This is a genomic window from Streptomyces sp. NRRL B-1140, from assembly GCF_001280065.1.
Classification (GTDB): domain Bacteria; phylum Actinomycetota; class Actinomycetes; order Streptomycetales; family Streptomycetaceae; genus Streptomyces.
Genome location: NZ_LGEA01000109.1, coordinates 37914 through 59950 on the forward strand (window position 1 = coordinate 37914; position 22037 = coordinate 59950).

At 72.0% G+C, this 22037-nt stretch carries 21 protein-coding genes and 1 pseudogene; 14 read left to right on the top strand and 8 right to left on the bottom strand.

Features of this window, described 5'->3' with window-relative positions; genetic code table 11:
* Positions 1–2 precede the first annotated feature (2 nt).
* Positions 3–599 (bottom strand): DUF7010 family protein, encoded by a 597-nt coding sequence (locus ADK65_RS25170; protein WP_053672863.1) that lies wholly within the window; start codon positions 597–599, stop codon positions 3–5.
* A 305-nt stretch (positions 600–904) separates the two neighbouring features.
* Between ADK65_RS25170 and ADK65_RS25175 the strand changes: the two genes are divergently transcribed.
* The 6 genes from ADK65_RS25175 (at position 905) to ADK65_RS25200 (ending at position 5347) form a co-directional block, all read left to right on the top strand.
* Complete coding sequence (locus tag ADK65_RS25175; protein ID WP_053672865.1) at positions 905–1582, top strand: glycoside hydrolase family 11 protein; 678 nt, start codon at positions 905–907, stop codon at positions 1580–1582.
* Positions 1579–2262, top strand: coding sequence for a polysaccharide deacetylase family protein (locus ADK65_RS25180; protein WP_078956129.1), 684 nt, complete (start codon positions 1579–1581; stop codon positions 2260–2262). Before ADK65_RS25175 ends, ADK65_RS25180 begins: the two co-directional genes overlap by 4 nt.
* Positions 2263–2370: 108 nt before the next feature.
* Positions 2371–2856, top strand: coding sequence for a hypothetical protein (locus tag ADK65_RS25185; protein ID WP_159038819.1), 486 nt, complete (start codon positions 2371–2373; stop codon positions 2854–2856).
* A gap of 127 nt (positions 2857–2983) precedes the next feature.
* On the top strand, positions 2984–3778 hold the full coding sequence (locus ADK65_RS25190; protein WP_053672871.1) for an SAM-dependent methyltransferase: 795 nt from the start codon (positions 2984–2986) through the stop codon (positions 3776–3778).
* 349 nt (positions 3779–4127) lie between these two features.
* On the top strand, positions 4128–4823 hold the full coding sequence (locus ADK65_RS25195; RefSeq protein ID WP_053672874.1) for a hypothetical protein: 696 nt from the start codon (positions 4128–4130) through the stop codon (positions 4821–4823).
* 44 nt (positions 4824–4867) lie between these two features.
* Complete coding sequence (locus ADK65_RS25200; RefSeq protein WP_199825698.1) at positions 4868–5347, top strand: MarR family winged helix-turn-helix transcriptional regulator; 480 nt, start codon at positions 4868–4870, stop codon at positions 5345–5347.
* On the opposite strand, the gene ADK65_RS25205 is transcribed toward ADK65_RS25200, so the two are convergent.
* A complete protein-coding gene (locus tag ADK65_RS25205) occupies positions 5344–6549 on the bottom strand; it encodes an MFS transporter (RefSeq protein ID WP_053672878.1) in 1206 nt (401 codons plus the stop codon). The genes ADK65_RS25200 and ADK65_RS25205 overlap by 4 nt on opposite strands.
* Before the next feature lie 88 nt (positions 6550–6637).
* Between ADK65_RS25205 and ADK65_RS25210 the strand changes: the two genes are divergently transcribed.
* The 3 genes from ADK65_RS25210 to ADK65_RS25220 all read left to right on the top strand — a co-directional run bounded on the left by ADK65_RS25210 (position 6638) and on the right by ADK65_RS25220 (position 9099).
* Positions 6638–7630, top strand: a complete 993-nt coding sequence (locus ADK65_RS25210; RefSeq protein ID WP_053672880.1) for an ArsR/SmtB family transcription factor — start codon at positions 6638–6640, stop codon at positions 7628–7630.
* 9 nt (positions 7631–7639) lie between these two features.
* Positions 7640–8143, top strand: coding sequence for a glutathione peroxidase (locus tag ADK65_RS25215; protein ID WP_053672882.1), 504 nt, complete (start codon positions 7640–7642; stop codon positions 8141–8143).
* A 77-nt stretch (positions 8144–8220) separates the two neighbouring features.
* Positions 8221–9099, top strand: coding sequence for a MerR family transcriptional regulator (locus ADK65_RS25220; protein ID WP_053672884.1), 879 nt, complete (start codon positions 8221–8223; stop codon positions 9097–9099).
* A 108-nt stretch (positions 9100–9207) separates the two neighbouring features.
* Here ADK65_RS25220 and ADK65_RS25225 read toward each other — a convergent pair whose 3' ends face one another.
* From ADK65_RS25225 to ADK65_RS25235, 3 genes are all read right to left on the bottom strand, one after another.
* On the bottom strand, positions 9208–9399 hold the full coding sequence (locus tag ADK65_RS25225) for a DUF397 domain-containing protein (RefSeq protein WP_030849723.1): 192 nt from the start codon (positions 9397–9399) through the stop codon (positions 9208–9210).
* A 196-nt stretch (positions 9400–9595) separates the two neighbouring features.
* Positions 9596–10453 carry a helix-turn-helix domain-containing protein gene (locus ADK65_RS25230; protein WP_053672886.1) on the bottom strand — a complete coding sequence of 286 codons (858 nt, stop codon included), beginning with the start codon at positions 10451–10453 and terminating at the stop codon, positions 9596–9598.
* A gap of 259 nt (positions 10454–10712) precedes the next feature.
* Entirely contained in the window at positions 10713–11468 is a 756-nt protein-coding gene (locus tag ADK65_RS25235; RefSeq protein ID WP_053672888.1) for a GOLPH3/VPS74 family protein, read from the bottom strand.
* Positions 11469–11703: 235 nt separating this feature from the next.
* On the opposite strand from ADK65_RS25235, the gene ADK65_RS25240 reads away from it, so the two are divergent.
* Positions 11704–14430: a D-alanyl-D-alanine carboxypeptidase gene (locus ADK65_RS25240; RefSeq protein ID WP_053672890.1), complete on the top strand. Its 2727-nt coding sequence runs from the start codon at positions 11704–11706 to the stop codon at positions 14428–14430.
* A gap of 150 nt (positions 14431–14580) precedes the next feature.
* Complete coding sequence (locus ADK65_RS25245) at positions 14581–16461, top strand: MFS transporter (protein WP_053672893.1); 1881 nt, start codon at positions 14581–14583, stop codon at positions 16459–16461.
* 18 nt (positions 16462–16479) lie between these two features.
* Here ADK65_RS25245 and ADK65_RS25250 read toward each other — a convergent pair whose 3' ends face one another.
* The gene (locus tag ADK65_RS25250) at positions 16480–17319 is read right to left on the bottom strand and encodes a hypothetical protein (RefSeq protein ID WP_053672895.1); all 840 of its coding nucleotides are present in this window, start codon (positions 17317–17319) and stop codon (positions 16480–16482) included.
* A gap of 85 nt (positions 17320–17404) precedes the next feature.
* Here ADK65_RS25250 and ADK65_RS25255 point away from each other — a divergent pair, with 85 nt between their 5' ends.
* Both ADK65_RS25255 and ADK65_RS25260 read left to right on the top strand, forming a co-directional pair.
* The gene (locus tag ADK65_RS25255; protein WP_053672896.1) at positions 17405–18190 is read left to right on the top strand and encodes an SDR family oxidoreductase; all 786 of its coding nucleotides are present in this window, start codon (positions 17405–17407) and stop codon (positions 18188–18190) included.
* A 126-nt stretch (positions 18191–18316) separates the two neighbouring features.
* Entirely contained in the window at positions 18317–19885 is a 1569-nt protein-coding gene (locus ADK65_RS25260) for a sodium:solute symporter family protein (RefSeq protein ID WP_053672898.1), read from the top strand.
* Between the two features lie 4 nt (positions 19886–19889).
* Here ADK65_RS25260 and ADK65_RS25265 read toward each other — a convergent pair whose 3' ends face one another.
* Entirely contained in the window at positions 19890–21005 is a 1116-nt protein-coding gene (locus ADK65_RS25265) for an ADP-ribosylglycohydrolase family protein (protein WP_053672900.1), read from the bottom strand.
* Positions 21006–21162: 157 nt separating this feature from the next.
* Between ADK65_RS25265 and ADK65_RS25270 the strand changes: the two genes are divergently transcribed.
* Positions 21163–21684, top strand: a complete 522-nt coding sequence (locus tag ADK65_RS25270; RefSeq protein WP_053672902.1) for a GNAT family N-acetyltransferase — start codon at positions 21163–21165, stop codon at positions 21682–21684.
* Between the two features lie 231 nt (positions 21685–21915).
* Here the strand turns inward: ADK65_RS25270 and ADK65_RS39350 are convergent.
* Positions 21916–22037: pseudogene (locus ADK65_RS39350) on the bottom strand (helix-turn-helix domain-containing protein); the annotation flags it as partial.

The window sequence follows — 22037 nt, forward strand, 5'->3', positions numbered from 1 at the left end:
ACCTAACCGCGCAGCGCCAGGTGGTACGAGGAGGCCCACAACACCAGCGCGCAGCCCAGGCCCACCACGATCCGCACGGTCTCGCTCGCGAGGCCGGCCGCGACGAGGACGAACCCGGCGACCGCGACGGCCGTCAGCAGCGACGCCGTCCATCGGTACTGCCACTGGTCGTACAGGCGGGCGAGCGGGAAGAAGTGCAGGCCCACGACGAGGGCGATGCCCGCGGGGACGGCCTCGGGCCGGTCCGCGGCGTTGGACGCGGCGATGACCGCGAAGACCGCCACCAGCTCGACGGTGTTGACGATCCCCACGCCACGCGCCCAGTTGGCGGGCAGGTTGACCGTCCGGGGCGAGGGTGCGGCTCCCTTGCGGTACCCCAGGCGGATCGCCGCCGCGGTGAGCAGCAGCGCCGCCACCTCGATGCAGAGCGGCACGGCATCCGTCGCCGAGCCGGTCCCGGAGGCCGCCGCCACGGCCCACAGCAGGGCGAACACGGAGAGCACCAGCACGCCTCGGCGGCGCAGACTGCGGGTGAGGGCGAGGCACTCGGCGCCCTTGTCGGACGGAGTGGCGGGTGTCGCGGCGGACGTCGAGGTCACTCCCGGAGCGTACCGGGGCCGGCCCCGGCGTGACGTCGGAATGACCCCTCAACCCCTTCGAAACATTCGAAGAGTGGGATTCAGGGTTCGGTACCGACAGGGCTGCTCAAGGATGGAGACGAACTCGTCGCGGCCACAACCCCTCAATGAGCAGCGATAATTCAGAGCAGCACTCATCCGCGGTGTCGCGAACCTTTCGCAATCAACGTCGAAACCATTGACAGTTGGAAGGGTCCGGCCAACACTCCCCGATGACACAGCTCCCCCGTCGACCCACCCCACTCGGACGAGGAGGAAGCACCCCCATGAAGAAGTCACCAGGCCGCTTCCGGCTGCTCATCAGCAGTACCTGCACCATGCTGCTGGTCGCGGCCGCGGCGCTCACCATGCCGGGCACCGCGCACGCCGACACCGTCGTCACCAGCAACCAGACAGGCACCAACAACGGTTACTACTACTCGTTCTGGACGGACGCGCCCGGCACGGTCTCCATGACCCTGTCCTCCGGCGGCAGTTACAGCACCTCATGGCGCAACACCGGTAACTTCGTGGCTGGGAAGGGCTGGAGCAACGGCGCCCGCCGCACCGTGACCTACTCGGGCTCGTTCAACCCGTCCGGCAACGCCTACCTGACCCTCTACGGCTGGACGGCCAACCCGCTCGTCGAGTACTACATCGTCGACAACTGGGGCACCTACCGGCCCACCGGTACTTACAAGGGCACGGTGACCAGCGACGGCGGCACGTACGACATCTACAAGACGACGCGGTACAACGCCCCGTCCGTCGAGGGCGTCCGTACCTTCGACCAGTACTGGAGCGTGCGGCAGTCGAGGCGGACGGGCGGCACCATCACGGCCGGCAACCACTTCGACGCCTGGGCCCGGGCCGGGATGCCCCTGGGCAACTTCAAGTACTACATGATCATGGCGACCGAGGGCTACCGGAGCAGCGGCAACTCCAGCATCAGGGTCGGGTCGTGAGGACGAGGCCCGTGCCGGCCGTGGCGGTCGTGACGGCGGTGGCCGCGGCCCTCACCCTCACGACCGTCACGGCCTCCGCCGCCGAACCGGTGCGGCCCGCCGCCTGCACCGGCTACGTCGGGCTCACCTTCGACGACGGCCCGTCCGGCAACACGACGAAGCTGCTCGACGCGCTCCGCCGGAACGGGCTGCGGGCCACGATGTTCAACGTGGGCCAGTCCGCGGCGGCCAACCCGTCCCTGGTACGGGCGCAGGTGGCCGCCGGAATGTGGGTCGGCAACCACAGCTACACCCACCCGCACCTGACCCGGCTGAGCCAGGCACAGATCGACTCGGAGATCTCCCGCACCCAGCAGGCCGTCGCCAACGCGGGAGGCGGTACGCCGAAGCTGTTCCGCCCTCCGTACGGCGAGACCAACGCGACGGTGAAGTCGGTCGCGGCGCGGTACGGCCTGACCGAGATCATCTGGCACGTCGACTCACAGGACTGGAACGGCGCGAGCACCGACGCGATCGTCCAGTCCGCCGCCCGCCTCACCAACGGCCAGATCATCCTGATGCACGACGGTCCCGCCAACACCGTGGCCGCCATCCCCCGCATCGCCCAGGGCCTTGCGTCCCGAGGCCTGTGTGCGGGAACGATCTCCCCACAGACGGGCCGTGCTGTGGCCCCGACGTGAGCGCACGGCGCGACGGCGGCCGCGTCGTCGCGCCACCCGCACCGGTGTGCGACGTACTTGAGTACGCGTGCTCATGACGGTTCCGCGGCGTCCGGCGATCCTGGCTGTATGAGGAAACGGGGAATCGTGGCGGCCGGAGCCGCTCTTGCCGGTGGTGTGCCAGTGGCCGCCTGGGGACTGATGGGGCAGCAGAACCACGACGGGCTGCCGGCCAGTGAGCTCGACTACGCGTTCCAGCCGTGGGACATCGGGGACGGCGTGGCCGCGGTCGCCGGTGGGCTCGCACTGGTGCTGGTGGTGGCCGGTGCGGCGGTGCTCGTGCGGGCCTCGCTGCGCGGGGCGATGGACCAGCGGTGGTGGGGGGTGCTCGGGCCGCTGGTGGCACTCGGGCTCATGGCCGGTGTCGGCTGGCGGATCCTGACCGCGGGGGGCATCGGAGCGAACATCGGGGCCGGGCTGCTGATCATGTTCGGTACGCCGATCGCCGCCGGGCTGCTGATGTGGTCCCTGGCGTGGTCGTTCTGGCTGGTCACCCAGCGCCACGGGCACGAGGGCGGCGGGGAGTTGGGCGGTTTCGCCTCCCGCGGGATCTAGCACGGCCGGCCGTGGCCGAAACCCCACGGCAGGCAGGAGCCGGGCGGGGCGACAGCCCCGCGCGGCGGGGAAGTTCCCCTAGGTTGGTGGGCCGGTCCCCCTTCCCCACCCCCCAGGAGGCCCCGCCGTGTCCCACGACAGCCTGCGCGACCGCATCGACACCTCGAAGCCGCACTCGGCCCGCTTCTGGAACTACTTCGTCGGCGGCAAGGACAACTACGAGGTCGACCGCGAGATCGGCGACCAGATCAAGTCGATCTTCCCGGGGCTCGTGGACGTGGCGGTCACGAGCCGGCGCTTCCTGGGGCGGGCCGTCGCGTACCTGGCCGGTGAGCAGGGTGTACGGCAGTTCCTTGACGTCGGCACGGGGCTGCCCACCGCCGACAACACGCACGAGGTGGCCCAGCGCGTCGCCCCGGACGCCCGGATCGTCTACGTCGACAACGACCCCATCGTGCTGGCCCACGCCAACGCGCTGCTCACCAGCACCCCCGAGGGCAGGACCGCGTATCTGGACGCCGACCTGTACGACCCGGACGCGGTGCTGAAAGCCGCCGCCGGCACGCTCGATCTGTCCCGGCCGGTCGGCCTGATGATCCTCAACACCCTCGGTCACGTCGCCGAGTACGAGCGGGCGCGTGAGCTGGTGCGGCAGCTCATGGCCGGGTTGCCGGCCGGCAGCCACCTGGTGATCAGCGACAGCACGGCGACCAGTGAGGGCATGATCGCCGCGTCGCAGGCGTACAACGCGAGTGGGGCGGTGCCGTATTACGTGCGGCCGGTCGAGGAGATCGCCGGGTTCTTCGAGGGGCTGGAGCTGGTGGAGCCGGGGGTGGTGAGGGTTCCCGAGTGGCGGCCGGAGGGGGGCGGGGGTGCCGGTGCGGCCGTCGATGCGTATTGCGGGGTGGGGCGTAAGCCGTAGGTTCGCGTCGTCGTCCGGTGCCGCGCCGTGGGGGCTTGTCGCGCAGTTCCCCGCGCCCCTGGGTGGGAGCGGTGGCGTTCGTCGGTCGGTCAGGGTGGGGCCTGATCCGTAGGTTCGCGTCGTCGTCCGGTGCCGCGCCGTGGGGGCCGGTCGCGCAGTTCCCCGCGCCCCTGGGTGGGAGCGGTGGCGTTCGTCGGTCGGTCAGGGTGGGGCCTGAGCCGTAGGTTCGCGTCGTCGTCCGGTGCCGCGCCGTGGGGGCCGGTCGCGCAGTTCCCCGCACCCCTGGTGTTTGTCACCCGTCCGGGCCGGTCGTCTCAGCCTTTCGCCTCGGTCACGCGATAATCAGGGCATGCCCGCCCCTCCCCACGTCGCCGAGTCCGTCTCCGAGCCCGTCGGGCGGCTGCTCGGGGATCTGGTGGCCGTGGGTGAGGACTACTCGCTCGTTCTCGCCGGGAGCTGCGCCGTGCTGGCGCACGGGCTGGTGGAGCGGGCCGGGCGGGATCTGGACGTGGCCACCGAGCACCCGGCCGCGACGGAGGTCATCGCGGACGCCGTCCGGAGCGGACTGGTCGGACGCGGCTGGCTGGTGCAGACCCTGGAGGCCGGGCCGTTGTCCGCCCAGTTCCTCGTGACCGACGCGCCGAGCGGCGTCGAGTGCGAGGTCGCCCTGCGCAAGGAGGTGCTGTGGCGGCCGCCCGTGGCGACGGAGCTCGGGCCGGCGCTCGCCCTCGACGACCTCGCCGGCACCCGGGTGCGGGACCTGGCCGACCGCGGGCTCGCGCGCGACCTCGTCGACGTGCACGCCGCCTCGGCCCGCTGGAGCCACCCCGAACTCGAGGAGCTGGGCCGCCGTCACGCTCCCGACACCTTCGACCTCACCGACCTCCAGGCCCGGCTGACCGGCACGGACTGGCTCGACGACAGGGCGTTCACCGTCCACGGCGTCGACGCCGCCGCCGTCGCCGGGCTGCGCCGCTGGGCCCAGGAGTGGGCCGACGACATCGCCGAACGCCTCATCGAGGGCGAGGCCCCGGACGAGGAGTGACCCGCAGCCCCGCACGGCGACCTACCGGTCGGTACCCTGACCCGATGGGGAACGGGGCAGCCGGGCAGGTGGGGGTCGTCGCCGCGCTGGTACGCACGGCGTTCCTGGTCGACGGTGTGTACGCGGAGGCCGGGCGGGCGTACGGACTGACGCCCCAGCAGGGGAAGTTGTTGTGTGTGCTGCTGGAACGGCCCTACGGCATGAGCGAGTTGGGCGAGACGCTCGGGCTCGCGAAGTCGAGTCTGACCGGGCTGGTGGACCGGACGGTACGCCGGGGACTGGTGCGGCGGGAGGCCGACCCGCGCGACGGTCGGGCCGTGCGGGTAGGGCTGACGGACGAAGGCACCGCGCTCGCCGGGAAGTTCCACGCCGAGACCTGCCGCCGTGTGGAGGCCCTGCCGTCCGGGCTGAGCGGCGCCGAGCGGGACCGGCTGGCCGTCCTGCTGTCACGGGTCGTGGTGGACAACGAGGTCCCCGAAGTGTTCGCGGAGGCCACCATGGCCCCGGCCCCCGGCGGCGGCTAGCGGATCCCCTCCCCGGCCGGCCGGCCGGCCTCCACCGTCTTGCGCTCCTCCCGTTTTCCCGCGCCCATCAGCAGCAAGGTCACCCCCGCCGAAGCCACGGCCATCGCCGTCATCGCCGCAGCGGGGGAGGTGAGTTGGGCCACCGATCCCGCGAGGGCCGCCGCCACCCCCTGCATCGTGAGCATCCCCGCCGAGTGCAGGCCCAGGGCGTGTCCCGTGAGCCCGTCGGGCGTGAGGGCCACCAGGTGCTCCTGCTGCACGAGGCTCGCGCCGAACCCCACGGAGGCCAGCGTGACCGCGGCTGCCGCGAGCGGCAGCGCCGGGTGCAGGAGGAACGGCACGTAGGGGACGGCCAGAAGCAGCAGGAGCGGGAAGCCCAAGCGGTGGCGAAGGCGCGGTGGGAGCACCCGGCCGACCAGCACGTCCCCGGCGAGCATGCCCAGCGCGGCGCAGGCGAAGAGGGTGCCGGCGGAGCCGGGGTCGTAGGAGACGTAGAGGGATTCGCAGCCGACGATCAGGCCGTTGGGGATCCACAGGGCCAGATAGATCCGGCGGCGCGGCGGGGAGGACCAGAGCAGCGCGTTGGCGCGCCAGGTCGCCGCCGCCGAGGGGCGGCCCGCGGTACGGGGCGGGCGGCGGGTCAGGCCGAGGCGGACGACGGCGGCCGCCAGGACGTACAGGCCGGCCGCCGCCAGCAGCGACAGCCGTGGGGACAGCAGGGCCACGAGGGCGCCGCCGGCGGCGTAACCGGCGATCTGCATCAGGCCGCTCATCATGTTGAACACCGAGCGGCCGAGCAGATAGCCGTCCTTGGAAACGATCTCGTTGAGCAGGCCCCAGCGCACTCCCCCGCCCACCGACTCCACCAGCCCCTTGGCGAAGACGAGCGCGAAGACCGTCCAGACGGGCAGGCCGGGCAGGGCCAGGGCGGCGGTGGCCGCGGCGAAGAGCAGGGGCAGGGCCGTCAGGGCCGCGCGCGGGGGCATCCGGTCGGCGGCGGAGAGCAGGAACGTCGCGCCCAGCACCTGCACCAGTGACGAGCCGAACATGCTCACCGCGGACAGCAGCGGTGATGCGGTCGCCCGGTACACCAGGACGCCCAGGGCGAGTCCGCCCATGGTCTGGGCGACCGTCTGCGCCGACGCGGCCAGGAAGAACGGGCTGAACTCGGGGGTGCGGAACAGATCGCGGTAGCTGCGCATACGCGGAGTCTTCGACGCCCCCGTGCGCGTGGATATTGTTTCGCGCAGACGCGAAACCTCGTGCAGGGGGCCGGCGGAAGGGGGGCCTGTGGGCTGGTGGGAGGTCAACGCCGACACCCTGGCGGGGAGCCGGTTCGTCATCTCGCCGTTCGCCGAGGCCTTCGCGAGTCTGCGGCTGCTGAAGACGGCCGAGGCGGCGCATCCCGGCGAGCGGCGGTGGCTCGACGCCCATCTGCCGGCCTATCGGCGGCGGCTGGCCGGCGACCCGGTGACCGCGGAGCTGATCCGTGCCGGGATCGGGCGCGAGTGGACGGCGGACTTCCTCTCCCCCACCCCGCGTGACGGTGAGTCCTTCGAGCAGGGCGTCGCGCGGGTGCGGGCGGCGGACCCGGACGCGGCCCGCGCCGACCTCACCGTCTCCTCGGACGGCCCGGTCCCGGCCCTGCTGCACCGGGGCGATCTTCCCGAGCGCGCCGCGGACCTCCTGACGTACGTCTGGACGACGGCCGTGCTGCCGTACTGGCCGCACCGCCGACGCGTCCTCGAAGCCGATGTGGTCGCCCGGACCGCGCAGGTCAGCCGGGGCGGCTGGGCGAGTGCGCTGGACACGCTGCGGCCGGGGACGCAGTGGCTCGGGGAGAACCGGCTCCAGGTGAACGCGCGCGCGTACCCGCCGCGCGAGCTGTCCGGCGCCGAGCTGGTGTTCGTGCCCATCACGACGCAGCGCATCGGCTGGGTCGCCTGGGAGGGCACGGACCGGTACGCGCTGGTCTACCCGTGTGCCGGGGCTCTCGCCGACCCGGGCGGCAGGCCCGTGCCCACGAGCCTCGGCGCGCTGCTCGGCACCGCCCGCGCCGGGGTGCTGGTCCGGCTCGGCTCACCGCTGAGCACCAGCCAGCTGGTCGCCGTGACGGGACAGGGCCTCGGCTCGGTCGGCCGCCATCTGCGGGTGCTGCTGGACGCCGGTCTCGTGGAGCGGCGGCGGGCCGGCCGGTCGGTGCTGTACTCGCGGACGGCGGCGGGGCAGGTGCTGGTGGAGGCCGGCGAGGCCGGGAACCGGCCCGGCGCCCGCCGGAGCTAGCATCCGCTCATGACGACCAACAACGGTTCCTCTCCCCTCGACGTCGAGATCGGTGCGCTGCAGGGCGGTTCCGCCGACCTGTCCCAGTACGCGGGCAAGGCGGTGCTCGTGGTGAACGTCGCCTCCAAGTGCGGCCTGACCCCGCAGTACACGGGCCTGGAGAAGCTTCACGAGCAGTACGCGGCGCGCGGCTTCACCGTCCTCGGCGTGCCCTGCAACCAGTTCCTCGGGCAGGAGCCCGGCAGCGCCGACGAGATCGCCGAGTTCTGCTCGGCGACCTACGGTGTGACCTTCCCGATGACCGAGAAGGTCGAGGTGAACGGCGAGGGGCGGCATCCGCTGTACGACCGCCTGACCGGCTTCGCCGACGCCGAGGGCCACAGCGGGGACATCCGCTGGAACTTCGAGAAGTTCCTCATCGGCCGGGACGGCGGCGTGCTGGCCCGCTTCTCGCCGCAGACCGAGCCGGACGCGCCTGAGGTCGTGGCGGCCATCGAGGCCCAGCTGGCCTGAAGCCGGGCCCGCGGCGCGTTGACCTTCCCCCTGGGTCAGGCCCGAGTGTCCTCCTCGTCGGGCGGAGGAGCCGCCCGGTGACGGAGGATGCCGTGGTGGACGGACCGGACCAGGAACTGCTCACCATCGGGGCGTTCGCCGCACGCGCCCGCCTGTCGGCGAAGGCCCTGCGGCTGTACGACCGGCTGGGCCTGCTGGCCCCGGCGCACGTCGACGAGGCCAGCGGCTACCGCTACTACCGCGCCGGCCAGGTCGAACAGGCCCGGCTCGTGGCGATGCTGCGGCAGCTGGACATGCCGCTCGCCCGGATCGCCGAGGTGGTCGGCGCGGGCGACGGGCCCGCGGCGGCCGGGCTGCTCGGTGCCTACTGGGCGGACGTCGAGGCGCGGGTGGCGGGGCAGCGGACGCTCGCCGAGTACCTCCGTGGACGACTGTCGGGGAGGAGCTCCGAGATGTACGGGAAGTTCACGGTCGAGACGGTGGAGGTGCCCGCCCAGGTGGTGATCTCCGAGAAGCGGCACACGCTGGCGGACGAGCTGCCGGCGTGGATCGGGGCGGCGCTGGGCCGGCTGGAGGAGGCGGCCCGGGAGTGCGGGGGCATGGCCGGGGTGCCGTACGTCGCCTACCACGCGGAGGTGTCCATGGAGAGCGACGGCCCCGCCGAGGCGTGTGTGCCGGTGGCCGACGAGGCGGCGGCCCGGGCCTGGGCGGAGCGGCGCGGCCGGGCGTGGGAGACGGCGGTGCGGGTGGAGCCGGCCCGGCGGCTGGCGTACACCAGGATCACCAAGGCGCAGGTGGCACACCCGCAGATCCTGGCGGCCTTCGAGGCGGTGGAGGAGTGGATGGCGGCGCGGGGGCTGACGGCGACCGGGCCCTGCCGGGAGCTGTACTTCGCCGACTGGGAGGCGTCGGGGCCCGGGGACCCGGTGTGTGATGTGGCGTTCCCGGTGAGCTGATCTCCCTCTTCGGGACATCCGGGCACAAGCGGAGCCCTCTCGGCTAGGACGGCGATGCTGGTCGAGAGGGCTCTGGCGGTGGTGCTTGTGGTGCTGCCGATCGCGGGGTCAGGCCTTGACCGAGGCCACGAAGGCGTTCCACGCGTCGGCGGGAAACGCGAGCTTGGGGCCCTCGGGGACCTTGGTGTCCCCGAGCTCCAGGGCCTCGTCGACGGTCGACCTGACCATCACGCACGCGCCGTTGTTGTTGGTGTAGGAGGAGGTCGTCCACGTTTCCGTGGCGCCCAGACGAATGGCCATGTTCGCTCCGTTGCGAGTTGCGTTTACGCCAACCTGTGCTGGTGGTTGGCGTGATCGACGCTACTCGCCGGCCTCCTCGTTCGGCGCAGTCATTCACTCGACCGGATGGCATATTCCAGGGGAGTCTTCCAGCGGGCATGTCAGGGGTGTAACATCCCGCGCTTTGCCCGACGGAAGGTCATCCTCCGGCCCCGTCTCAGCGCGCGTACTCCTTCGCCACGCGCTCGATGAGCTGCCGGGACTGGTCCACGTTCAGCGACTGGGCGCGCAGGTGCTCGTACATCACCGTGTACTTCTGCACGTCCAGCGGCTTCTCCAGGTACAGGTCGCTGGTCACGCCCTCGATGTAGACGACGCTCGAGTCGGCCGCGTCCGCGAACTCCAGGATCGAGTACTGGCCGTTGATGCCCGCGTGCGCGCCGACCTCGAACGGCAGGACCTGCACGGTGATGTGGGGCAGCTGCGACATCTCGATGAGGTGCTCCAGCTGTTCGCGCATCACCGGCCGGCTGCCGACGACCCGGTGCAGGGACGCCTCGTCCAGGACCACCCACAGCCGCAGCGGTTCGGTCTCGGCGGTGATCCGGCCCTGCCGTCGCAGCCGCACCTCGACGCGCTTGTCGTTGTCGGCCTCCGACGCCTCGGGCGAGCCGCCGCGGATGATGGCCTCGGCGTACGCGCGGGTCTGCAACAGGCCGGTGATGATCTGGGGTTCGTAGACCCGCAGCGACTCGGCGTCCGTCTCCAGGCCGATGTAGACGCTGTACGGGATGTCCCCGAAGGCGTGCCACCAGCCCTGCTGCCGGGAGTCCTTGGCCATCTGCATCAGCGAGTCGACGATGCGCTGGTCCTCCACCTCGTAGACTCCGCACAGGTCGCGGACGTCGCGCTGGCTGATGCTGCGCCGGCCGTTCTCCAGCCGGCTGATCTTGGACTGCGACACCAGCAGCCGCTCCGCCACCTCTTCGGCCGTCATGCCCTTGAGCTCGCGGAGCCTGCGGAGCTCCTGGCCCAGCCGGCGCCGCCTGACGGTGGGATTGACATTGGACGCCACGGGACGTGCACCTCCGGCTGCGTGCCTCTACTTTGCGTGTCTGCTGTTGAGCAGACTGCCACCAAGGTGCTTACTACCGCTGGGAAACGGTGGATATGCGACGGGTACACGCCAGTTCGGGCATCGTGCACGGCACGCCGAGCGGGGCGGAGAGAGTGTGCGCTCTCTCCGCCCCGCTCGGACAGCGGCTCCCGTGACCGGGTTCGTGGGTCCCGTGATGCGTGCCGGTCGTAGGTCGTGCGGGCGCGGCGCGCGCGGCTCAGTGGGCCACGGCGCGCGCCATGCTTCCGTGGCGCGGTTGCATCGGAACGCCGCGGGCGGGTTCCGTCGCGGGCCTGGTTCCGCCGACGGCCGGACGGCCGGACGGTGCCGGGCTGCGGCGCGGCTGGGCCGCGACGCCGTTCTGGACGTCCATCACCGCGTGCGCGACGAGACCGCCCATGGGGTCGTGCCTGATCAGGTCCCTGAGCCGGGAGCGAGAGGAACGTCCCTCGTTGCCCGGGTACAGGTGCTTGCCGAGGCCGACCGCGTGAGCGAGGGCGGCGAGTGCCGCGGTCCGCGGGTCCGGCGGTACGCCGGTGCGGATCGCGGAGTCCAGACGGGACCTGATCTCCCGGCTGATCTCGGTGTCCGTCGCCTGGTAGCGAGTCGTCGGCAGCACTCCGCACATCTGGCCGGCCACGGCGTGCACCATGCCGCACCGCTCCAGATGCGAGAGGTAGGTCTGGCGCAGCCCCAGTCGCGGCCCGCCAATCCAGTTCACTGCCCGCACGGGAGCGCCACGCCTTCGCAGCAACTCCAACGCGCAGTCCAACGTTGGATCTCCAGTCGGCCGTGGTGCCACCACGGCGATACGATCCCCGTCTGGGGCTATCCGTCCGGCCAGCGCCAGCTCTACTAGCTGTGCTCCGGCCAGACCGAGGTCGAGCGACTGCGGCTGTGCGGTGGTACCCGTGGTCGGGTCCAGCGCCAGCAGCAGAAGCTCCTCCGGAAGTGTTCTGCGGCTCCTGCCCATCCATGCCTCCCCGCGTGGATGAAAGACAGGGTGACCCCTCTCACATTGGTCTGTCGAGGGTGCGTGACCGGTTCGTAGTGGAACCAGTAGGTATGTCGTTCTCGTCTACCGGATGGGTTTGGCCCGCGCACAGGACACTGGTACATGGTTCGGACAGCGCCGGGGCGGTGTCACGGGCGGCGGTTCACGGTTCGGTACGCGCACGCGGGGAGTGCGGCGCGAGGAGGAGGCATCGGTGGCGGGCGAGTCCCCCGACAGGTCGAAGCAGCGCGAGTCGTCGGCAGGAAAGACGTCGGGGAGCGCGAGTCCGGTTCCGGAGGCCAGGAGCGAAGCCGCCGACCCGCGGCTCGCGGTGGCCCGGGACGCGGAGAAGTCCTCGGCACGGGGCGGCGCCGATACGGCGACCCGTGTGCTGTCCACGCGGACGGCGGAGGAACCGGAGAACTCCGAGCGGCCCGAGAGCGACTCGGACGCGGAGCGCGCGGCGAGCGACTCTGACGCCGCGGGGCCCGGGGGCGCTGGGTCCTCCGACGGCGAGGGCGGTGACGGGCGGCTGCGGGATGCCGTGGCCGCGTGGGTCGCCTCTGCGGACGGTGAGAAGGAGGCTGCCGCCGAGGGCGACGACGAGGAGCCGGCGGCCGAGCGCGCGCAGAAGCCCGGGAGGGCGGATGCCGGGACCCGGGAGGCCGGGAAGGCCGACGCGGGCACCCCGGGCGGTCGGGAAGCCCCCGAGGGCCCGGGAGAGGACGCGGGCGCGTCCGCGGGCCCCGACCGGGGCGACGAGGACGGCGCGGTAGCCGCGGAGGCGGCGTCCGAGGGCTCCGAGACGGGCCGGGACGACGCCGACGAGCCGGAGGCGGACCGTTCCGCCACTGCCGGGACCGACACCGGGTCGAAGGCCCCCGACGCCGAGCCCGAGGCGAAGGCGGACGACACGGACGCGGAGGTGACCGACGCCGGGTCCGGGTCCGAGTCCGAGGCGAAGGCGGACGACACCGAGGACGACGCCGACGCGAAGGTGACCGACACCGAGGACGACGCTGCCGAGCGGGCCGGCGACAAGGGCCGCGCACCCGCCGACCCTCGGGTCTCCACCGGCTCCAAGGCCGCACCGAAGGCGGGCGACGCGAAGACCGGCGACGCCGAGACCGCCGACGATGTCGAAGCCGCCGAGGACGAGCCCTCGGCCACCGGCACCCCCGAGGACAAGCCCGCCACCGGCAAGACCCCGAAGACCGGCGAAACCACCGGCACCCCCGAGGACAAGCCCGCCACCGGCAAATCCCCGAAGCCCGGCGAAACCACCGGCAGTGGCTCCGCCGCGGCCGGTGCCCGTGAAGACGGCGACGCCCCCGCCGAGCCCCCCGTCGACCAGCCCACCGCCGTCTTCAAGGTCCAACGGCCCCCGGTCGATCAGCCCACCACCATGCTGAAGCTCGGCGGCGCGGCCAAGGACCTTCCGAAGTCGGACCTCCCGAAGACGGCTGCTCCCAAGGCCGACGCTCCCACGACGGACGCTCCGAAGAAGGCCGCTCCGGAGAAGGACGCCGAGCGGACCAGCAAGTTCGTCGCGCTCAAGCACCTGGACGACCCGGCGACCAGGAAGCCGCCCGCCCCGCCGGAGGCCACCGCGCCCGTCCCCACCGTCGGCCCCGAGCGGACCACGCAGCAGCCGCTGCCGCCCAAGCCGCCGCTGGATCTGCTGGCCGAGCTGACGAACACCCCGCCGCCCCCGGACACCCCGCTGCGCACCGCGGCCCGGCGGGTGAAGATCTGGACGCCGCTGGTGCTGCTGCTGGTGGTCGTCTTCGCGGTCGTGCAGAGCGTGCGCCCGCTGCCGACGCCCACCCTGGAGCTCACCGCCAAGGACAGCTACACCTTCGAGGGCGGCAAGGTCGACATCCCCTGGCCCGCCGACGGCCAGGCCGCCCTGGATGTCCAGGGCATCGGCACGTTCGGGTCGTCCGGCGAGCAGAAGCCCGTCCCGATCGCGAGTGTCGCCAAGGTCATGACCGCCTACCTCATCCTGCGCGACCACCCGCTCAAGAGCGGTGAGAAGGGCCCGAAGATCGACATCGACCAGGCCGCCCAGGACCAGTCCGACGCCGGCCAGGAGTCCACCGTCGACGTCACCAAGGGCGACAGCATCACCGAGCGGGAGGCCCTGGAGAGCATCCTGATCGCGTCCGCGAACAACATCGCCCGGCTGCTGGCCCGCTGGGACGCGGGGTCCGAGAAGGGCTTCGTGCAGAAGATGAACGACGCCGCCAAGGACCTCGGCATGAAGAACACGACGTACACCGACCCGTCGGGCCTGAACAACACGACCGTCTCCACGGCCGTGGACCAGGTGAAGCTCGCCAGGGCGGCCATGCAGCAGCCCGCGTTCCGCGAGGTCGCGGCGATGATGTCGTACGTCGACTACAAGGGCACCAAGCACGACAACTGGAACCGTCTGGTCGGCTCCAACAACGTCACCGGCATCAAGACCGGCACCACCACGTCGGCGCTCGGCAACCTCGTCTTCGCGGCCAGGAAGGACGTCGACGGCGAGACCCACCGGATCATCGGCGCGGTCGTGCGCCAGCCCGCCGGCGGCCCGGACAACACGATCCTGGGCGCCGCCCTGTACGAGGGCGACAAGCTGATCCGGGCCGCGCAGGGCGCGCTGGAGTCGGCGACGATCCTGAAGAAGGGCGACGTCGTCGGGTACGCGGACGACGGTCTCGGCGGCCGCACCCCGGTCGCCGTCACCGAGGACGTCACGGCCGTCGGCTGGGCGGGCCTGTCCGTCAAGCTGACGTTCGCCGGGGACGACCTGCCGCACACGGCCAAGGCCGGCACGAAGGTGGGCACGCTCACCGTCGGTGACGGCACCACCAGCGCCGTGAAGGTCCCGGTCGCCCTCCAGAAGGAGCTGACGGAGCCGGGCTTCGGGGCCAAGCTCACGCGCATCGGCTGACCCGCACCACCGCACCCCGCCGGTAACGGCCCGTCCGGGCACCGCCCGGCGGGGTGCGTGCTAGCGTCCCGAACCGGGACAGGTCGCCGCTCGCGCCGGCGCGGCGGCGCGAGCCGCAAACAGAAGACGGGACACGGGGAGTGCCTTCGAGTGGCCACTGCGGAGCCGACACGCGCAGACGACGCCGAACCGGGCTCGGTATCAGGCCCGCGAATACGCCTGTCCGAAGCACCGGAGGTCAACGCGCCGGACGCCGACGCGCCTGAAGGCGGTGCACCCGGGAAGAGCGGGTCGGGCTTCCAGTGGCCCGCCCCCGTCCTGGCCCTGCGCGAGCGCATGCTGCGGCACCCGGTCCTGTCCGTCACCGGTCTGGCCGCGGCGCTGCACATCCTCTGGTTCTTCACGTTCGCGAACAGCGGCGGCGATCTGGCCGCGCAGGACGCGTGGGCCGAGTTCGTCGGCCGTCACCCGGACTCGGCGTACAACCTCGCCTGGTACGGCGGGATGCACCCGGTGTCGTACAGCGTGGTGTCGCCGTATCTGATGTCGGTGCTCGGCGTGCGCACCACGATGATGATCGCGGGGACGGTCTCGGCCGGTCTGCTGACCCTGCTCCTGCTGCGCAGCCGGTCCGTCCTCAACCCGCTGTGGGCGTCGCTGGCGGGCGTCTTCGGGCTGTTCTGCAACGCGGTGTCGGGGCGGGTGACGTTCGGTCTCGGCATGATGTTCGCGCTCGGCGCGGTCGCCGTCGTGTTCTGCTGGCCCTACCGGTGGCGGTACAAGCGCTGGGCGAAGGCCCTGAGCGCGGCGCCGCTGGCCGCGCTGGCCACCATGGCGTCGCCGGTCGCGGGCCTGTTCGTGGGCCTGGTGGCGGTGGCGCTGTTCCTGCAGAAGCGGCGGCCGGGCGCGTGGGCGCTGGGCCTGGCGCCGACCGCGGTGGTGGCGGTGTCGGCGTGGCTGTTCCCGTTCTCGGGCACGCAGCCGATGGTGATCGGCTCGGTGCTGCTGCCGCTCGCGTTCTCGATCCTCGCCTACGTGCTGGTGCCGCGGGAGTGGAAGACGGTCCGGCTCACGGCCGCGGTGTACGGCCTCGGGGTCGTGCTGGTGTGGCTGATCAGCTCCCAGATCGGTTCGAACATCACCCGGCTGGCGATGCTGTTCGCCGGGGTCGCGCTGGTCGCGGCCCTGCCGTTCACGGTGCCGCGCAGCCGCAAGTGGTACGCGGCCGTCGTGGCGCTGTGCGGTTTCGGGGTGTGGATCGGCTTCAAGACGGTCGACGACATCGTGCACACGGCCCCGGCGGCGTCCTGGTCGCGCGAGCTCGCTCCGCTCGTGAACGAGTTGCAGCAGGTCGGCGCCGAGAAGGGCCGGGTCGAGGTCGTCCCCGCCCGCTCCCACCGCGAGGCCTCCGCGCTCGCGCCGTACGTCAACCTGGCCCGCGGCTGGAACCGCCAGGCCGACATGGAGCGCAACCCCCTCTTCTACGACGACACGCTCAACTCGGCGAACTACCACGAGTGGCTGAAGCGCTGGGCGGTGCACTACGTCGTGCTGCCGAAGGGCGAGCCGGACGGCGACGGGGGGCAGCGGGAGCGGGCGCTGGTGCAGCGCGGGCTGCCGTATCTGACGCAGATCTGGGGCAACGACACCTGGCAGCTGTTCAGGGTGACGGCGCCGACCCCGCTGGCCGAGCCGAACGCGGTGGTCGACCGGGCCGAGCAGGGCGAGATGATCCTCCAGGTGAAGAAGCCGGGCCGGATCCTGGTGCGCATCCCGTACTCGCCGTGGCTGAGCATCGTCGACGCGGAGGGCAAGAGCCTGAAGCCGCCCCAGGAGACCGAGGAGTCCAGGAACCGTCCCGAGGACGAGCCGAAGACGTACGTGAACGTCAACGGCTGTCTGACGGAGACGGAGGAGGACGCGCAGGGCGACAAGTGGACGGAGCTGCTGGCGCCGAAGGCCGGGACGTACCGGCTGGCGGCGCCGTACCAGCTCCCGCGGGGCACGCCCTGCCCGGAGGAGCTGCGCTGAGCTTCGGCGCAGCGGTCCTCAGCGCAGCCGGTCCACGTAACGGTCCGTGCCCGGCACCGTCGGGATGAACGGCGCGACCAGTTCCACCCTGCCCAGGCCCGACTCCGCCACCGCCGCGTCGAGGCCGGTGAAGGAGGAGTCCCAGCACTCCCTGGGGTCGGTCTGGAGGAACCACAGGAGCGTCAGGCGGGTGTCGACGCCCTCGACCTGTTTGACGTAGGTCATGCGGTCGCCGGGGAGGGGCGTCGGGCGGAAGAGCGTCACCAGCGCGGCCGGGGAGCCCGCCAGGCGCCTGGGGAGGTGGCGGGTGCGCAGCCACTGCAGGAGCGGGGCGCGTTGCCCGGGGGTGTCCGCCTCGACGACCTGGAGGACCAGACCCGCGTAGGGGTGGTCGAGGGCGTGGACGTCGCGGGGACCGGCCGCTCCGTCGCGGTAGACCGTCCCCTCGTGGTCCCAGAACGCCGTGAGGACGTGCGTGCGGTCGTGGTAGACGCGGGCATCCCGGTTGAGGCGGGTGTTGATGGCGACAGTCCAGCGCATGTGGTCGTCGTAGCGGCCGTCGGTGATCCAGTAGGTGGAGAGGTAGCAGCCGGCGGTGACGGGCTGGGCGACGGCCGACTTCTCGGGGTAGCGCAGGAGCTGGAGGTCCCGGGTCGCCACCCAGCGGCGGCCGGCCTGCATCCAGGGCATGGCCATCGCGCCGGCGTAGTAGTGATCGTCCTCGTACCAGCGGTTGTAGGCGTACTCGTGGCCGGGGTGCGGCTCGACCATGGTGATGAGGGCGTGTCCGGGGTGGGTGCCGTAGGGGCCGACGGCGGCCAGTTCGGCGTACTGCTCGCTGCGGGTGTCCTCGCTCATGCCCTTCCCCTTCGTCGGTGGCTGACCCATACTCTGACGCTCCGTCAGATAGAGCGCCAGGGTTCCGGTCCGGGGAGGTCCTGCCATGTCACTGCTCGCGGGGAAGACGGTCGTGGTGTCGGGGGTCGGGGCCGGGCTCGGGCGGCAGGTCGCGGCGGCCGTGGTACGGGACGGCGGGCGGGCCGTGCTCGGGGCCCGCACGGAGGCGAGCCTGGCGAAGACGGCCGCCGAGGTGGATCCCGGCGGGGCGCGCACGGCGTACCGGGCCACGGACATCACCGACGAGGCGCAGTGCGAGGCACTGGCCGGGCTGGCACGGGAGCGGTTCGGCGGGATCGACGCCGTCGTGCAGGTGGCCGCGCTCGACAGCCACTTCGGCGGGCTGGAGGACGCCGACTTCGAGTCCTGGCGGTCGGTGCTGGACGTGAACCTGCTCGGCACCCTGCGGATGACCCGGGCCTGTCTGCCGTCGCTCAGACAGGGCGGCGGGTCCGTGGTGTTCGTCGGGACGCAGTCGGCGGTGGCCGCCCCGTCGCAGGTGCGGCAGGCGGCGTACGCGGCGTCGAAGGGGGCGCTGACGAGCGCGATGTACTCGCTGGCGCGGGAGCTCGGGCCGCACCGGATCCGGGTCAACACCGTGCTGCCGGGCTGGATGTGGGGGCCGCCGGTGCAGGCGTACGTGCGGTTCGCGGCCCATTCGGAGGGCGTGCCGGAGGCGGCCGTGCTGGAGCGGCTGACCGAGCGGATGGCGCTGCCGGAGCTGGCCACGGACGCGGATGTGGCGGACGCGGTGGCGTTCCTGGCGTCGGACAGGGCACGGTCGATCACGGGACAGTCGTTGCTGGTCAACGCCGGGGAGCTGATGCGATGAGTTCATGTGCATGAACAACAACCAATAGACAGAACCTTTTTGCCTCCCTTTGACCCAACCATCACTTGTCGTGTCCACGCAGCAGCGCCCACGATGAGCGCCGGGCTGATCCCTGGGAGGGCGCACATGAACGGTCTCGACTGGGCCGTGCTCGTCGGCTACTTCGCCGTGATGGTCGCGATCGGCGTCTGGTCGCACAAACGGGTCGACAACGTCAGCGACTTCTTCACCGCCGGCGGCAAGATGCCGTGGTGGCTCTCCGGCATCTCGCACCACATGTCGGGCTACAGCGCGGTGATGTTCACCGGGTACGCGGGCATCGCCTACACCTACGGCGTCACGTCCTTCGTCACCTGGTCCTTCCCCATCGCCCTCGGTATCGCCATCGGGTCGAAGCTGTTCGCCCCGCGCATCAACCGCTTACGCTCACGCCTCCATGTGGCCTCCCCGCTGGAGTACCTGAAGAACCGCTACGACCTGAAGACGCAGCAGGCGCTGGCCTGGTCCGGGATGCTGCTGAAGATCGTGGACGTCGGCGCCAAGTGGGCCGCCATCGCGACCCTGTTGTCCGTCTTCACCGGGATCTCCCTCAACCAGGGCATCCTCATCACCGGCGGCATCACGGCCGTCTACTGCACGATCGGCGGCCTGTGGGCGGACGCGCTGACCGAACTCGGCCAGTTCGTCATCCAGTTGCTGGCCGGCGTCGCGATGTTCGTGGCGGTCTTCGTACGCCTCGACGACCACGGCGGCTTCTTCGGCGTCTGGGACTCACCGGAGCTCCAGGGCCACGGGAAACCGCTGGTCGGGCCGTACGGCACGGTGTTCCTGCTGGCGTTCCTCTTCATCAAGCTCTTCGAGTACAACGGCGGCATGCTCAACCAGGCGCAGCGCTACATGGCCACACCGAACGCCAAGGAGGCCGAGCGCTCCGCCCGCCTCTCGGCGATCCTGTGGCTGGTCTGGCCGCTGGTGCTGTTCTTCCCCATGTGGATGTCGCCGCTGCTGGTGGAGTCGCAGAAGCAGGACGGCTCGGACTCCTACGCCCTGATGACCGAACAGCTCCTGCCGCACGGCCTGCTGGGGCTGGTCATCGTCGGCTTCTTCTCGCACACCATGGCCATGTGCTCCTCCGACGCCAACGCCATCGCGGCGGTGTTCACCCGTGACTGCGCGCCGGTGATCTGGGCGCGGGCCCGGGCCTGGAACCAGAGCCAGGGCCTGCGGGTCGCCCGGGTCGCCACGGTCGTCTTCCTCGGCCTGTCCATGGCGGCGGCGACACAGGTCGATTCCCCCGCGTTCAAGGACATCATCACGGTGGTCATCAAGTGGGTGGCCGGCTTGATGGGCCCGATGGCGATCCCGATGATGCTGGGCCTGCTGCGCGCGTTCCGCCGCTCCGGCCCCACGGCGGCCCTCGTCAGCTGGTCCATGGGCCTGTTCGCGTTCTGGCTGGTGAACTACCCGATCGACTCGCGCGTCGAAGGCGGTGTGCCACTGCAGTACCAGGTCTCGATCCCGCTGGCGGTGTCGCTCGTCCTGTACGTCCTCGTCGGCTTCATCCGCCCGGAGGACACACCGGAACGGCTGGCGCTCATCGAGAAGATCAACACGGACGGGGACGGGGCGGCGACGGCCAGGATCCCGGCACCGGCCGGACCGGCGGACGACGTGGTGCGAACCGCCAAGGAGTGACCGCTCAGGCCCTCGGATAGCGGGCGAGCCAGCCCGGGGACGAGCCGCCCGGGCCGTGCAGGGCCGGGCCCTGGGTCATCTCCATCGCGAAGTCGTCGGCCAGCTCCAGCATCGTGGGACGGCCCTCCAGCTCGGCCAGCCAGGCCGGGGGGAGGGCCGTCTCGCCGTGCAGGGCGCCCAGCAGGCCGCCGGTCAGCGCGGCGGTGGCGGCGGACGGGCCGTCGTGGTTGACGGCGAGACACAGCCCGTGCCGGACGTCGGCGGCGACGAGGGCGCAGTACACGGCGGCGGCGACGAGCCCCTCGGCCGTACCCGCCCCGGCCAGCTCGGCCACCCGCTCCGGACCCGGCATGCCCTGCCGCACGGCGCCCAGCGCATGCTGCAACGCGTCCGACACCGGCTGGTGCCCGGGCCTGGCGGCCAGCAGCGCGAGGGTGCGCTGCACGGCGGCGTCGACGCTCTCGCCCAGCGCCAGCGCGTGCACGATCACGGCGTACGCGCCCGCCGCGAGGCAGGCCGCGGGATGGCCGTGGGTCTGCGCGGCACACTCCACGGCGAGCTGGGCGACCAGTTGCGGCTCCCAGCCCACGAGCAACCCGAAGGGCGCCGACCGGGCGGCCGCCTCGGGCCCGGCCTCACCGGGGTTCTTCGGCGCCTCGGGCGTGCCCATGGTCTCGTCGCCGAGCCCCAGCAGCAGAGTGCGGCTGGGGTCCCGCCGTACGTAGAGCCACTCCTCGCGGGCCAGCCATCCGTCTTCCTTGCGGCGTTCGTCGGGCCCCCAGTCGCGCTGGGTGGCGGCCCAGCGCAGATACGCCCGGTGCAGATCGGTCGGCGGATGCCAGGCCCCGGTATCCCGTCTGACCTGGGCCCGGATCAGTCCGTCGACGGAGAACAGGGTGAGCTGGGTGAGGTGCGTGACGGCGCCGCGTCTGCCGTAGGCGGGGGCCAGGTCCACCAGGCCCTCCGCCCCGTGTGCCTCCCGGATCCCCTGGAGGGTCAGCCCGTCGACGGGCGTCCCCAGCGCGTCTCCCACGGCCACGCCGAGCAGGGTCCCCCGCACCCGGCTGCGGAAGTCCTGCTGCTCCGTACGGCCCCAGACGGCGCCGGCAGTCGCACCCACCTCGACCTCCCAGGGAACCGTCCACACGTACGACGCCCTGCACTGTAATCGAACGGGGACGGGGGGTTCGGAGAGCGGAACGCCGCCTTCACGGGCGGCTCACGGACCGTAGCTCTGAGCACTCGGGGGTATCGGACAGACGTGCGAGGATCCCTGAGTGAACGATCTACGCGTACGCCCGGCCACCGAGGCCGATCTGTCCACTCTCGTCCGCCTCCGCGACGACGCGGCCCGCTGGATGCTGGCCCGGGGCATCACGGGGCAGTGGCAGCCGGGCGAGCTCGACGAGTCCCACTTCCGCCGGGTCATGACGCACGGCGAGGTGTGGCTCGCCGAGGTCGGAGGGCACGTCGCGGGCGCCTGGGAACTCTGGTGGGAGGACGAGGCCGCCTGGGGCCCGCAGCCGCCCGTGGCCGGGTACGTGCACCGGCTCATGGTGGACCGGAGCACCGCCCCGCCCGGGGCGGGCCGACGTCTGCTGCGTTCCGCCGAACACCGCGTGGCCGCGGCCGGACGGACCCGCGTACGCCTGGACTGCCTGGCCGGCAGCGTCCCGCTCACCACCTACTACCGGGGCGCCGGATACCGCGTCGTGGGCCACAAGGAGGGCAAGCCCCAGCCGGGCGGGACGCCCAAGTCCTTCACGCTGCTGGAGAAGGAACTCGGGCGGGCTGTCTGAGACTCGTCCCGGGGGTTGCCGGACTTCGGCGTCATCAGTGGGGGCCGTGATCGATGACGGGTGGATGTCAGCCTCACGGGCGAACGGCCTGCCGACTCTCACCGCATCATGGCCCAGCGCTGCCTCCTCGGCTGCGAGTCGTGCTGGTGCTTCGCTCCTCGTACGGTACCGGCGAACGCCCCCGGGGCACCGTGGAGACGGCGCGGGCCGCATGACTCGTTCCCGGCATGCCTAGGCCGCGTCCCGCTCGGCGGGGCGGCAGTCTCGGCATCGGCCGGGCTGCACCGACCGGAAGGCTCGTTCGCAGCCGTCGCAGGTCTGGAGCGGGGCCGGGCGGGGGGTGGGCGCCGGGT

Coding starts and splice junctions, on each gene's coding strand:
- ADK65_RS25235 (WP_053672888.1), bottom strand. CDS start 11,468: ATGGGCAGGAGCCGCAGAACACTTCCGGAGGAGCTTCTGCTGCTGGCG.
- ADK65_RS25205 (WP_053672878.1), bottom strand. CDS start 6,549: ATGCGCAGCTACCGCGATCTGTTCCGCACCCCCGAGTTCAGCCCGTTC.
- ADK65_RS25225 (WP_030849723.1), bottom strand. CDS start 9,399: ATGGCCATTCGTCTGGGCGCCACGGAAACGTGGACGACCTCCTCCTAC.
- ADK65_RS25200 (WP_199825698.1), top strand. CDS start 4,868: ATGGGGAACGGGGCAGCCGGGCAGGTGGGGGTCGTCGCCGCGCTGGTA.
- ADK65_RS25260 (WP_053672898.1), top strand. CDS start 18,317: ATGAACGGTCTCGACTGGGCCGTGCTCGTCGGCTACTTCGCCGTGATG.
- ADK65_RS25215 (WP_053672882.1), top strand. CDS start 7,640: ATGACGACCAACAACGGTTCCTCTCCCCTCGACGTCGAGATCGGTGCG.
- ADK65_RS25185 (WP_159038819.1), top strand. CDS start 2,371: ATGAGGAAACGGGGAATCGTGGCGGCCGGAGCCGCTCTTGCCGGTGGT.
- ADK65_RS25195 (WP_053672874.1), top strand. CDS start 4,128: ATGCCCGCCCCTCCCCACGTCGCCGAGTCCGTCTCCGAGCCCGTCGGG.
- ADK65_RS25250 (WP_053672895.1), bottom strand. CDS start 17,319: ATGAGCGAGGACACCCGCAGCGAGCAGTACGCCGAACTGGCCGCCGTC.
- ADK65_RS25175 (WP_053672865.1), top strand. CDS start 905: ATGAAGAAGTCACCAGGCCGCTTCCGGCTGCTCATCAGCAGTACCTGC.
- ADK65_RS25255 (WP_053672896.1), top strand. CDS start 17,405: ATGTCACTGCTCGCGGGGAAGACGGTCGTGGTGTCGGGGGTCGGGGCC.